General features: G+C 59.0%; 13 protein-coding genes. 10 read left to right on the forward strand and 3 right to left on the reverse strand.

The window, feature by feature from the left end; genetic code table 11:
* Positions 1-46: 46 nt before the first annotated feature.
* Positions 47-1,300, reverse strand: coding sequence for a tyrosine--tRNA ligase (gene tyrS, locus ACQZ5F_RS03755; RefSeq protein ID WP_137084628.1), 1,254 nt, complete (start codon positions 1,298-1,300; stop codon positions 47-49).
* Positions 1,301-1,499: 199 nt separating this feature from the next.
* Here tyrS and ACQZ5F_RS03760 point away from each other — a divergent pair, with 199 nt between their 5' ends.
* Positions 1,500-2,627 carry an anhydro-N-acetylmuramic acid kinase gene (locus ACQZ5F_RS03760; protein ID WP_225339706.1) on the forward strand — a complete coding sequence of 376 codons (1,128 nt, stop codon included), beginning with the start codon at positions 1,500-1,502 and terminating at the stop codon, positions 2,625-2,627.
* 235 nt (positions 2,628-2,862) lie between these two features.
* Here ACQZ5F_RS03760 and ACQZ5F_RS03765 read toward each other — a convergent pair whose 3' ends face one another.
* Positions 2,863-3,540, reverse strand: a complete 678-nt coding sequence (locus ACQZ5F_RS03765; protein WP_020012833.1) for an alpha/beta hydrolase — start codon at positions 3,538-3,540, stop codon at positions 2,863-2,865.
* A 211-nt stretch (positions 3,541-3,751) separates the two neighbouring features.
* Here ACQZ5F_RS03765 and ACQZ5F_RS03770 point away from each other — a divergent pair, with 211 nt between their 5' ends.
* The 8 genes from ACQZ5F_RS03770 to sufA all read left to right on the forward strand — a co-directional run bounded on the left by ACQZ5F_RS03770 (position 3,752) and on the right by sufA (position 11,388).
* Complete coding sequence (locus tag ACQZ5F_RS03770) at positions 3,752-4,921, forward strand: cysteine desulfurase family protein (protein ID WP_225339707.1); 1,170 nt, start codon at positions 3,752-3,754, stop codon at positions 4,919-4,921.
* 198 nt (positions 4,922-5,119) lie between these two features.
* Positions 5,120-6,589 (forward strand): Fe-S cluster assembly protein SufB, encoded by a 1,470-nt coding sequence (gene sufB / locus ACQZ5F_RS03775; protein ID WP_046798251.1) that lies wholly within the window; start codon positions 5,120-5,122, stop codon positions 6,587-6,589.
* Between the two features lie 20 nt (positions 6,590-6,609).
* On the forward strand, positions 6,610-7,059 hold the full coding sequence (locus tag ACQZ5F_RS03780) for a hypothetical protein (RefSeq protein WP_052760217.1): 450 nt from the start codon (positions 6,610-6,612) through the stop codon (positions 7,057-7,059).
* A 114-nt stretch (positions 7,060-7,173) separates the two neighbouring features.
* Complete coding sequence (gene sufC / locus ACQZ5F_RS03785) at positions 7,174-7,929, forward strand: Fe-S cluster assembly ATPase SufC (protein WP_003522658.1); 756 nt, start codon at positions 7,174-7,176, stop codon at positions 7,927-7,929.
* Between the two features lie 22 nt (positions 7,930-7,951).
* Positions 7,952-9,223, forward strand: coding sequence for a Fe-S cluster assembly protein SufD (gene sufD / locus ACQZ5F_RS03790; protein WP_225339708.1), 1,272 nt, complete (start codon positions 7,952-7,954; stop codon positions 9,221-9,223).
* Positions 9,216-10,466, forward strand: coding sequence for a cysteine desulfurase (locus ACQZ5F_RS03795; RefSeq protein ID WP_046798252.1), 1,251 nt, complete (start codon positions 9,216-9,218; stop codon positions 10,464-10,466). The genes sufD and ACQZ5F_RS03795 overlap by 8 nt, the downstream gene beginning before the upstream one ends.
* Before the next feature lie 36 nt (positions 10,467-10,502).
* On the forward strand, positions 10,503-10,886 hold the full coding sequence (locus tag ACQZ5F_RS03800) for an SUF system Fe-S cluster assembly protein (RefSeq protein WP_046798253.1): 384 nt from the start codon (positions 10,503-10,505) through the stop codon (positions 10,884-10,886).
* 112 nt (positions 10,887-10,998) lie between these two features.
* On the forward strand, positions 10,999-11,388 hold the full coding sequence (gene sufA, locus ACQZ5F_RS03805; protein ID WP_035224262.1) for a Fe-S cluster assembly scaffold SufA: 390 nt from the start codon (positions 10,999-11,001) through the stop codon (positions 11,386-11,388).
* A gap of 217 nt (positions 11,389-11,605) precedes the next feature.
* On the opposite strand, the gene ACQZ5F_RS03810 is transcribed toward sufA, so the two are convergent.
* Entirely contained in the window at positions 11,606-11,881 is a 276-nt protein-coding gene (locus ACQZ5F_RS03810) for a hypothetical protein (RefSeq protein ID WP_225339709.1), read from the reverse strand.
* Between the two features lie 377 nt (positions 11,882-12,258).
* Here ACQZ5F_RS03810 and ACQZ5F_RS03815 point away from each other — a divergent pair, with 377 nt between their 5' ends.
* Positions 12,259-12,786, forward strand: coding sequence for a DUF6714 family protein (locus ACQZ5F_RS03815; protein WP_225339711.1), 528 nt, complete (start codon positions 12,259-12,261; stop codon positions 12,784-12,786).
* Positions 12,787-12,828 lie beyond the last annotated feature (42 nt).

Consider the following 12,828-nt stretch of genomic DNA (forward strand, 5'->3'; position numbering starts at 1 on the left):
AAGGGCCGCTTTCGCGGCCCTCGATAACAGGTTTTGCGTGGGTTTTTCAGGCCGGGCGCACCAGAACATGCTTCTTCTTGCCGACCGACAGCTTGATGACGCCGTCGCCGGTCACTTCACCGGTGCCGATCATCTGGCGCTCATCGGAAACGCCCTGGTCGTTGATCTTAACCGCGCCGCCCTGAACGTGGCGGCGGGCTTCGCCGTTCGAGCCGGCAAGGCCGGCGCGGACGATGAGGGAGAGGACGCCAAGGCCGGCTTCGAGTTCGGATGCCGGCACCTCGATGGAGGGCAGGTTTTCAGCCAGTGCGCCTTCCTCGAAAGTTTTGCGCGCTGTTTCAGCAGCTTCTTCCGCAGCAGCACGGCCATGCAGGATCGCCGTCACTTCGGTTGCGAGGATTTTCTTCGCTTCGTTGATTTCCGAGCCGCCAAGCGCCGCAATGCGGGCGATCTCATCCATCGGCAGGGTGGTGAAGAGCTTGGCGAAGCGGACGACATCGGCGTCTTCGGTGTTGCGCCAGTATTGCCAGAAATCATAAACCGGCAGCAGGTCCTTGTTGAGCCACACGGCGCCGGAGGCGGACTTGCCCATCTTCGCACCCGAGGAAGTGGTCAGAAGCGGCGAGGTCAGCGCATAGAGCTGCGGTGTCCCCATACGGTGACCTAGGTCGATGCCGTTGATGATGTTGCCCCACTGGTCCGAGCCGCCCATCTGCAGCCGGCAACCGGTGCGCTGGTTCAGCTCCACGTAGTCGTAGGCCTGCAGGATCATGTAGTTGAATTCGAGGAAGGACAGCGACTGCTCGCGGTCGAGGCGCGTCTTCACGCTGTCGAAGGACAGCATGCGGTTGACCGAGAAATGGCGGCCGACATCGCGCAGGAATTCGAGGTAGTTAAGTCCACGCAGCCAGTCGGCATTGTTGATCATCAGCGCCGGGTGATTGGCACGGTCGTAATCGAGGTAATTGGCGAAGACGTGCTTGAGCGAGGTAATGTTGTCCTCGATCATGTCGATCGTCATCAGCTTGCGGGCCTCTTCCTTGAAGGAGGGATCGCCGACCATGCCGGTGCCGCCGCCCATCAGCGAGATCGGCTGGTGGCCGGTCTTCTGCATCCAATGCAGCATCATGATCTGGGTGAGGTGGCCGACATGCAAACTCGAAGCCGTCGGGTCATAGCCGATATAGGCGGTCACGGTTTCCTTGGCGAACAGTTCGTCGAGACCTGCCTCATCGGAGATCTGGTGAATGAAGCCGCGCTCATCGAGCGTGCGGAGGAAATCGGACTTGAACCTGGACATAACCTTTTACTTTCTGGTTTGATCTTTGCCGTCGCTGGAGCGCCGCACGTCCTTTCGGACGCGCAAAGGACGCTCCACAATGCTGTAAGCAGCCAATGAACGTCGCGGCTTTATCATTGTTTTTTGAAATGTGCACCCGTTTCGGCCATGAATATCGGGATTCACATCATCATGATTCGATATTGCAGGGGAGCGGCAGGTGGGCGAGATCAAAACGGCGATCGGGCTGATGAGCGGCACATCGATGGACGGCATCGATATCGCCCTGTTACGCACGGATGGCGAAAGCGTGGTACGGCACGGGCCGAGCGGTTATTTTCCCTACGATCCGGGCCTGCGCGCCATCTGGCAGAAGGCGCTCACGACAGCCAAGGCCATCCGCGAACGGCGTGAGCGTCCGGGCGATCTGGCGGAGGCCGAGCGCAAGCTGACGCTTGCCCATGCGGCGGCGGTGAAGTCCTTCCTGCACCGTCACCGGCTTGAAGCCGGCGATATCGACGTCATTGGTTTTCATGGCCAGACCGTGCTGCACCGGCCGGATGAGGCACTGACCGTGCAGATCGGTGACGGACCAATGCTGGCCTCCGAAACCGGCATCGATGTGGTCTATGACATGCGCGCCAACGATATGGTGCATGGCGGGCAGGGCGCGCCGCTGATCCCGGCCTATCACATGGCGCTTTCCGCCAATCTTCCTGACGGGTTCGAAACGCCCGCCGTTTTCGTCAATATCGGCGGTATCTCCAATCTGACTTATATTGGCGAGGCGGGGCGACTTGCCGCCTTCGACAGCGGCCCCGGCAATATGCTGATCGACCAGTGGATCGAGGCCCATACCGGCAAAGCCTTCGACAAGGGCGGCAGGACGGCGGCGGGCGGCAGCGTCGTTGCCTCGCTGGTGGCGCGTTATATGGAAAGCCCGTTTTTTTCAGCCAATATCCGCCGCTCGCTCGATCGCGGCGATTTCGTGCCGCCGATAAAGGGTGAGGTTTCCCTGGCGGATGGCGCGCGGACGCTGGCGCATCTGACGGGGGCTGCCATTCTGAAGTCGGCGAGCTATTTGCCGGAGGCGGCAAAGACCTATGTCGTTTGTGGTGGCGGTCGGTTGAACCCGGTGATCATGGAAGAATTCGCGGACCTTGCCGCAAAGGTTGGGGCGCGCGTGATTGCGGCGGAAGAGGCGGGTTTCGATGGCGGGGCGATGGAGGCGGAGGCCTGGGCCTATCTGGCAGTGCGATCGCTTAAAGGTCTGTCGCTGACCTATCCCGGTACGACGGGGGTGAAGGAGCCGGTGACGGGTGGGGTTTTGGTGCGGCATAAGGGATGACGGTGGGTGTGGTTTACCCCCCTCTGCCCTGCCGGGTATCTCCCCCTCAAGGGGGGAGATCGGCATGAGGCTTACTCTTCGTCTCAGCTGGGACGTTCAAGATGGCCGAAAGGCTGTGCTACGATTCGATCTCCCCCCTTGAGGGGGAGATGCCCGGCAGGGCAGAGGGGGGTAAACCACACCCGCCATCGATCATTGCAGCCAGATCAAGACCGACCTGAAAATACGCTCAAAATCACCGAATGCGTTTCGCCGCCGGTTCCGGAACCAGTTCGCCGTTCAGGCGGCGGTCGAGGTAGTCCTCGCATTCGCCCATCAGCTCATCCACCTTGCCATTAAAGAAGTGGTTGGCGCCGGGAAGCGTGCGGTGGGTGATGAGAATGCCCTTCTGGGTCTTCAGCTTTTCGACGAGGCCGTTGACGTCCTTCTCAGGTGCGACCTTGTCGGAATCACCATTGATGATGAGGCCGGAGGACGGGCAGGGAGCCAGGAAGGAGAAGTCGTAGGTATTGGGCTGCGGCGCAATCGACATGAAACCTTCGATTTCCGGACGGCGCATCAGCAGCTGCATGCCGATCCAGGCGCCGAAGGAATAACCGGCAACCCAGCAGCTTTTCGAATCGGGATGCAGGCTCTGCACCCAGTCGAGGGCGGAAGCGGCATCGGAAAGTTCGCCGGCGCCATGGTCGAACTCGCCCTGGCTGCGGCCGATGGAGCGGAAATTGAACCGGAGCGTCGTGAAACCGCGCTTCTGGAAAAGATAGAAGAGCTGATAAACGATCTGGTTGTTCATCGTGCCGCCAAACTGCGGGTGCGGATGAAGGATGATCGCTATCGGCGCGCTCTTTTCCTTGGAGGGTTGATAACGGCCTTCGAGGCGACCCGCAGGGCCGTTAAAGATGACTTCGGGCATTGGTACTCCGGTCGTGTTTTTTCATTCTCCAACCGCATTCTGCCTATGAGAAGACTTGACGAACTCTGTCATCTTTTCTAGAACGCAGTTTAGAATAATTCGAAACTTTGCGTGTGCTTAAGCACTCGGGTCGTGTCATAAGGCAAGCGCAACTGTAATTTCAAGAAAAATGCGTTTTTACGCATTGAAGATTGGATAAAGCCTCACCGCCATGACGGTTTTGACGCGCACATATATGGACTGGAACGCCACGGCGCCGCTTTTGCCCGCCGTGCGTGATGTTCTTGTGTCGGCGCTCGACCTTTCGGGCAACCCGTCTTCCGTTCATCGGGAAGGGCGTGCGGCCCGCGCCGCCATCGAGACCGCCCGCCGCGAGGTTGCAGCGCTTGCCGGTGCGCAGGCCGCCCACGTTACCTTCACCAGCGGTGCGACGGAAGCCGCCAATCTGGTGCTGACGCCTGAATTCAAGATGGGGCGCGCTCCCGTGCGTTATGGCCGTCTTTACGTCTCCGCTATCGAGCACCCTGCTTTTCGTGAAGGCGGCCGGTTTGGCAAGGCTGACGTTACGGAAATTCCCGTTACGTCAGCGGGTGTCATCGATCTTGCCGCACTAGAGGCGCTTCTATCTTCGCATGATGCTTCCACCGGCCTGCCGATGGTTGCCTGCATGTTGGTGAACAATGAGACCGGCATCATTCAGCCGGTGGCGGAAGCGGCGCGGCTGGTGCATGCGGCGGGCGGATTGATGGTGGTCGACGCCGTGCAGGCGGCAGGTCGTGTCCCGCTCGATATCAATGCGCTCGATGCCGATTTTCTTGTTGTCTCGTCCCACAAGCTCGGTGGTCCCAAGGGTGCGGGCGCGCTGGTGTCGCGCGGCGAGGTGATGATGCCGAAGCCGCTGATCCATGGCGGCGGGCAGGAAAAGGGACATCGTTCCGGCACGGAAAATACCCTCTCGGTTATTGGTTTCGGTGCCGCTGCTGCTGTGGCGGCCCGAAATCTCGAGATTGAAGCGGCGCGTCTTGCCACTCTGCGGGCGCGGCTGGAAGACGGCATGCGGGCGAGCGCGCCTGACGTGATCATTCACGGCGAGGATGTCGCACGCGTCGGTAACACGACCTTTTTCACCCTTCCGGGCCTGAAGGCGGAAACGGGGCAGATCGCATTCGATATTGAGGGCATTGCGCTGTCGGCCGGTTCGGCCTGCTCATCCGGCAAGGTGGGGGAAAGCCATGTGCTGAGCGCGATGGGGCGTGACCCCAAGCTCGGCGCGCTCAGGATTTCTCTTGGCCATGCGACCGACGAGGCGGACATAGAACGGACGCTTGCGGCGTTCACGAAAATTGCCGGGCGGCGCAAGCTTTCCGGTCAGGCCGCGTAAAATGCGGCAAAGAATTGCGGAATCGCAAATTTCCGCTTGCCGGGATGTGTGAAAAGCGCCATCCCGCACCTACATGGGTATAAGCTCCGCCCCGGCTGACGGCTCGGAACGATTTGCCCGAAGATGAATAAGGCGGCTTTCCGCCTTGATACGTTGACAAGCCACCGGACCTTGGCTCCGGCGAGATTGGAGAACGACATGGCAGCGGTTCAGGAAACGATCGATCAGGTACGCCAGATCGATGTGGACCAGTATAAATACGGCTTCGAAACCAATATCGAAGTCGACAAGGCCCCGAAGGGCCTTTCGGAAGAGGTGATCCGTTTCATCTCGGCCAAAAAGCAGGAGCCGGAATGGATGCTGGAATGGCGTCTTGAGGCTTACAAGCGCTGGCTGACGATGGAAGAGCCGACCTGGGCGCGCGTCAGCTATCCCAAGATCGATTTCAACGATCTCTATTATTATGCTGCGCCGAAAAGCACGCCCGGCCCCAAGTCTCTGGACGAGGTCGATCCGGAGCTTCTGAAGGTCTATGAAAAGCTCGGCATTCCGCTGAAGGAACAGGAAATCCTCGCCGGTGTTGAAAAGCGCCAGGTGGCGGTGGATGCCGTGTTCGACAGCGTTTCGGTCGTCACCACCTTCAAGGCGGAACTGGCCAAGGCCGGCGTCATCTTCATGTCGATTTCGGAAGCCGTGCGCGAGCATCCGGAGCTGGTGAAGAAATATCTCGGCTCGGTCGTGCCGACGACGGATAATTTCTACGCGACGCTGAATTCGGCTGTCTTCACAGACGGTTCCTTCGTCTTCGTGCCGAAGGGCGTGCGTTGCCCGATGGAGCTTTCCACCTATTTCCGCATCAACGAAAAGAACACCGGCCAGTTCGAGCGCACGCTGATCATCGCCGAAGAGGGTGCTTACGTCTCCTATCTGGAAGGCTGCACGGCACCGCAGCGCGACGAGAACCAGCTTCACGCCGCCGTCGTCGAACTGGTGGCGCTCGACGATGCCGAAATCAAATATTCCACCGTCCAGAACTGGTATCCGGGCGACAAGGAAGGCAAGGGCGGCATCTACAACTTCGTGACCAAGCGCGGCGATTGCCGTGGCGACCGTTCCAAGATTTCGTGGACGCAGGTGGAAACCGGCTCGGCCATCACCTGGAAATACCCGTCCTGCATTCTGCGCGGTGACGACAGCCGTGGCGAGTTCTATTCGATCGCTGTTTCCAACGGCCATCAGCAGATCGACAGCGGCACCAAGATGATCCATCTCGGCAAGAACACGTCGAGCCGCATCATCGCCAAGGGCATCGCCGCCGGTTTCTCGGAAAACGTCTATCGCGGCCAGGTCTCGGCTCACCGCAAGGCGACCAACACGCGTAACTTCACGCAGTGTGACTCGCTCCTGATCGGCGACAAGTGCGGCGCGCATACCGTGCCCTATATCGAGGCGAAGAACTCCTCCGCTCACTTCGAGCACGAGGCGACGACGTCGAAGATTTCGGAAGACCAGCTGTTCTATTGCCTGCAGCGCGGCATCCCGGAAGAAGCGGCCATCGCGCTGATCGTCAACGGCTTCGTCAAGGAAGTTATTCAGGAACTGCCGATGGAATTTGCCGTGGAAGCGCAGAAGCTGATCGGCATTTCGCTGGAAGGAAGCGTGGGGTGAGACCTTCGATCGCAGTGAGAATGGCTGCGGCATCTCTGCTGTTTTTCGTCTCCATGGAGTCGGCGATGGCCATGCAGCGGTGCCCCAGTCAGGACGAGCGTCTGAAGTCGGCGGAAATCGTCGTGGATGCGCGTGTCAGATCACTAACGATCGGGGACTCGGGACTGACCTTTTCTGAGGGAATGAATGCCCGGATGATTCGCGCAGAACTCGAAGTTGTGAAGGCAATCAAGGGTGATCTTAAAAAGAAAGATATCGTGGCCTACGCATCTCCGCTGGGGTTGGACATGTTTCAGCCCCTCGTAACCATGGCTTCCGCATACGGTTTTGCGCCCAACGATTCGCTTCATGTTGAATTGTCGGTGCAGAAATTTGCCGAGCCGGATGTCAGCCTTCATGTACTCATGGGTTGTGGGTACTGGAAGCTGCCTGAGGAGTTTGCTTCAGTCGCTACGGGCAACGAAAATTGACGGATTAGATCCTCGGGACGAGCCCGAGGTTGACGGATGTGAGAATTGAGAGCGACCCACAAACAGGGTCTTCGAGGCGGTCCTTGAAACCGCACCATGAACAGGAACAAAACCATGCTTGAAATCATCGACCTGCACGCAAAGATCGCCGATACCGAAACCGAAATCATCAAGGGTCTCAACCTGAAGGTTGCCGCTGGTGAAGTCGCCGCCATCATGGGCCCGAACGGTTCCGGCAAGTCGACGCTGTCCTACATCCTGTCGGGCCGCGAAGATTATGAAGTCACCTCCGGTGACATTCTTTATAACGGCGAAAGCATTCTGGAGCTGGACGCGGCTGAGCGCGCGGCCAAGGGCATCTTCCTTGCCTTCCAGTATCCGGTCGAAATTCCCGGTGTCGCCACCATGCAGTTCCTCAAGGTTGCGATGAACGAGCAGCGCAAGGCGCGCGGCGAGTCCGAACTGACGACGCCGGACTTCATCCGCCGCGTCAAGGAAGCCGCTGGCGACCTGAAGATCGACATGGAAATGCTGAAGCGTCCGCTCAATGTCGGCTTCTCCGGCGGCGAGAAGAAGCGCGCCGAAATCCTGCAGATGGCGCTCCTGGAGCCGAAGCTCTGTGTTCTCGATGAAACCGATAGCGGTCTCGATATCGACGCGCTGAAGATCGTGGCTGACGGCGTCAACGCGCTGAAGTCGCCGGATCGCGCCACCGTCGTCATCACCCACTATCAGCGCCTGCTTGATTACATCGTGCCTGACAGCGTTCACGTTCTCTACAAGGGCAAGATCATCCGCTCGGGTGACAAGGCTCTGGCGCTTGAGCTGGAAAACAACGGTTACGCCGACATCATCGGTGAAGCGGCCTAAGTCGGGCCAGGAGGTGATGTCCATGAACATTCAAGCTACCAACCGGCTGACGCCAGCGGAAACCGCGCTGGTCGACGCTTACACCGCCAAGTTCAGCGAATTGCCGGGCAATGGCGCTGTTGTTGCCGCCCGTGACGTGCTGTTCGACGATCTGAAGACCGGTGGTCTTCCGACCCGCCGTATCGAGGCGTGGCACTATACCGATCTGAAGAGCCTGCTGCGCGCCGTTCCTGAAGACCGGCCCGCGCCTGTTATCGAGAAGCAGGTGCCGACAGTTGCCGGTTCGCTGGTTGCCTATGTGCAGCACGGCACCGCCGATATCGGCAAGATCGATGACGTCCGTATTTCGCGCTTTGCCGAAAGCCTGCTCGACGGCTCCGCCGCCGCCGGCCTTGCGGAAGCCAGCAAGGATGACGCGATTGGCCGCATCAATGGCAGCTTCGTGCGCGATGGTCTGGTGCTCGAGATTCCTGATGATGCCGATATCGAGAAGCCGATCGAATTGCAGGCGGTCCATGGCGCAGGCCAGGTTCACAGCCGCTTCCCGGTCCGTTTCGGCAAGGGCTCCAAGGCGACCGTCATCGAGCGTCACCTTTCGGTGACTTCAGATGCAGCCTTCGTTTCCTCCGTCAGCGACATCGTGGTCGAGGATGGCGCGGAAGTGACCTGGATCATCCTGCAGCAACAGGGCGCTGCCGATATCCATCTTGGCCAGCTGCGTATGAAAATCGGTGCGGATGCCAAGATTCGCCTGTTCATTGTCAATGCCGGCGGCAAGCTGGTGCGTCAGGAACTGCGCATCGATGTGGAAGGTGAGGGCACGGACCTCATCGTTCGCGGCGTCAACCTTCTGGGTGGCGAAACCCATACCGACGTGACGATGGTTCTCGGCCACAACGTGCCGAACACGACCTCGACGGAAGTATTCCGCAACGTGGTGTTCGACCGTGCCAAGGGGATTTTCCAGGGCATGATCCGGGTGGCGCCCGATGCCCAGAAAACCGATGCGAAGATGGCGTGCAATACGCTGCTGATGTCCGACGATGGCGAGTTCTCGGCAAAGCCGGAACTGGAAATCTTCGCTGACGACGTTCAGTGCGGCCATGGCGCGACGGTTGCCGATATCAGCGACAACCATCTCTATTACCTGATGGCGCGCGGCGTGCCGCGGGCAAAGGCGCGGGCGATGCTCGTCAACGCCTTCGTCGCCGAGATCGTCGAGGAACTGGAAGAAGAAAATCTGGTAGAGGCGCTGGAGACGATCATCTCCGGCTGGCTGGAACATCATGCCTGAGAGCGAACGCGCCGCATTGGCGGCCCCTTATGACATTGAAGCCGTGCGCAAGGATTTCCCGATCCTGTCGCGCGAGGTCTATGGCAAGCCGCTGGTCTATCTCGACAACGGCGCGTCCGCTCAAAAACCGCAGGTGGTGATCGACGCCGTTTCGCATGCCTATGCCAATGAGTATGCGAATGTGCATCGCGGCCTGCATTTCCTCTCCAATGCCGCAACCGACGCCTATGAGGCGGCGCGCGAAAAGGTGCGTCGTTTCCTGAATGCCGGTTCGGTGGACGAAATCGTCTTCACCAAATCCTCAACGGAAGCGATCAACACGGTCGCTTACGGTTATGGCATGCCTGTTATCGGCGAGGGCGACGAGATCGTCATCTCGATCATGGAGCATCATTCCAACATCGTGCCTTGGCATTTCATTCGCGAGCGTCAGGGTGCGAAGCTCGTCTGGGTGCCTGTGGACGATGACGGCGCGTTCCATATCGAGGCTTTCGAGAAGAGCCTGACGGAGCGTACCAAGCTCGTTGCCATCACCCATATGTCGAATGCGCTCGGTACCATCGTGCCGGTCAAGGAAATCTGCCGCATTGCCCACGAACGCGGCATTCCGGTGTTGATCGATGGTTCGCAGGGTGCGGTTCACATGCCGGTCGATGTGCGTGATATCGATTGCGACTGGTACGTGATGACCGGCCACAAGCTTTACGGTCCCTCCGGCATCGGTGTGCTCTATGGCAAGGCTGACCGCCTGCGGGAGATGCGACCGTTCCAGGGCGGCGGCGAGATGATCCTCGATGTTTCCGAGGACAATGTCACCTATAACGAGCCGCCGCACCGTTTCGAAGCCGGCACGCCACCCATCGTGCAGGCGATCGGTCTCGGTTACGCGCTTGATTACATGGACAATCTCGGCCGCGCCGCGATTGCCGCGCATGAGGCCGATCTTGCGGCTTACGCTGCCGAACGGTTGCGCGACATCAATTCGCTGCGCATCATCGGCAATGCGCCTGACAAGGGCGGCATCTTCTCCTTCGAGCTTGCGGGCATCCATGCCCATGATGTCTCGATGGTGATCGACCGGCGTGGCGTTGCCGTGCGGGCCGGCACCCATTGCGCCATGCCGCTCTTGAAACGGTTCGGCGTCACCTCCACATGCCGGGCATCGTTCGGCCTTTACAATACCCGCGCCGAAGTAGACTCTCTTGTTGAGGCGCTGGACTATGCGCGCAAATTTTTCGCCTGATATCGGCATAAAGAGATCAGGATTGAGGATCAGACCATGACTGCGGAAGCCACTGCAAAGACACCCGATGCGACCGAAGAAACGGCGAAGCCGTCTTCCATTCCGCCTGACGAACTGGCGCGTCTCAGCGACGACGTGATCTCGGCGCTGAAGACCGTCTACGACCCGGAAATTCCGGCCGATATTTTCGAACTCGGTCTGATTTACAAGATCGACATAGAGGATGACCGGATGGTCAAGATCGTCATGACGCTGACAGCACCCGGTTGCCCGGTGGCCGGTGAAATGCCGGGCTGGGTGGAAAACGCGGTTGGTGCCGTCGAGGGTGTTTCCGGCGTTACCGTCGAAATGACCTTCGATCCGCCTTGGACACCGGACCGTATGTCCGAAGAAGCGCAGGTCGCCGTCGGCTGGTATTAAGTCTGACGCGATTTTCACAGGTGTCATCTCTTGATGACATTGTCGGGTGCACTTAAATTGAATTCCATAAGCATCGAGCCTTGAACTCGATTGTCGAAGGAGAATTAAGCCCATGGGCTTTGCGATCATGACCATGACAGGGGCTGCCGCCTCGCGTGTTAAAGCAATCGTCGAAAATTCCGGCCCGGACGCCAGGGGCGTGCGTGTCGGCATCAAAAAGGGTGGCTGCGCGGGCATGGAATATACCATCGACCTCGTGACCGAGCCGGATGCGAAGGACGATCTGGTTGAATTCGAAGGCGCCAGGGTCTGGGTTCAGCCGTCCGCTGTGCTTTATCTGCTTGGCACGCAGATGGATTTCGAAGTGACCAAGATGCGCTCTGGCTTCACCTTCAACAATCCGAACCAGACATCCGCCTGCGGCTGCGGTGAATCGGTCGAGCTGAAGCCTGCCGATCTGGCGGCGCTGGCGAAGCAGCGTGAGGCAGAGGCTAGCGTTTGATTGGTTACGCTATCTCTGCGATGGAGAGACAGACCTTTCTTATGCACACAGCGCTCCCACAAACGCGACGTCATCCTCGGGCTTGACCCGAGGATCCATCCCCGTCAAATCCCTTGAGACGTTTGTAGATCCTCGGGTCAAACCCGAGGATGACGGATGAGAGGTTTCAGATTCTTTTTCCGCAGACTGCGCCCCGCGCAAATCAGCTTTCGAAGGATCATGACTGCTGTTTCAGCGTATCGATAAAATCCGCCAGCGGATGAATCGATGGTGTCGTTGTCAAAAGCGGTTCGAGAACCGCTGCGATCATTGCGCAATCCCCCTCGGCAAGCGGCCGAAGGCTCGAAGTGATCTTGTTATAATCGGGCGTCCCGCGTGACGCGAGGGAGCGATTGATCACAAACAGCTCCGTCTGTCCGTCAATCCGTTCGACGAAGAGGGCGAGCGAACCGCCGTCTGCGGCAGCGGCGCTGTCCGATACCGATTTGAACATCCAAACTCCATCCGGTAAACTCGAGGGCGAGCCTATCCGATTGACGCCCTGACGCAAGATCAGCAAGGATATCGGATATTCTGCGAGGTTTGGCGGGAGGTGCGAAACCGCCTGCCGCCCATGCTGGAAGGCGTTTCGGACCGCTGGCAGGATTGATCGTGGGGAGTGAACCGGGATGGACATCAGTAGCGCCTCGATTGATATCTGGACGATAGGGCTGATCGTCTCCAGCGTCGTGGCTGGCCTGACGCTGATTGCCGGTATTGTTTGCCTTGTGTTTTACTGGGAGGAGATAAAGGGATCTGCGGCATCCAGGGGTGACGCGTTGAATAGTCCCCCGCTCGAACGGACCGAGGGTGGAGACTGGCCGACAGTGCATGGTGACGGGAGTGGGGGAGCCCCTCATTGAACAGGCAGACTATGTGATGAGGTCGGAATCCGATAATATTGCGAATGCGAAAGCTGCGGTGCGAGAGGCATTCGCGGGTGTTACGCTGGGCGGCGGCGTCGGCCTCTCCGAGGCGCAGGCGCTTGACGATTATGCGAGCAATGAGATTCGCGCCGCATGTCGCGCTGGCGATGAGGAGAATGATTGGGCCGCGATCCCGCTGAAGGACCTCAACAGACATTCCGGCAGTCCCGCCTTCCTTGATGCTGAAGGAATGCGATTTCATCTGCCCGCCTATATGATCGCTGATCTCGATGGCGACTACAGGCACGAATTCGTACCCTATTTGTGCGGACGCCAGGAGACGTTTTCCTTACTGACCCCGCTGCAACGGAATGCCGTGGAAGTGTATCTCCGCGCCATCAGCGAGAAGGAAAATCTGCCGTCCTATCAGTACGACGTAGAGCGCGCGCTTGAAGAGTGGGTGGATAGTGCGCACTCCCCGGCCAGCGATTAAAGCGGATCGGGTCGATGCCTGGGAAGGGTTCTTCGCACGCAA

It is taken from the genome of Agrobacterium sp. 22-210-1, assembly GCF_053522525.1.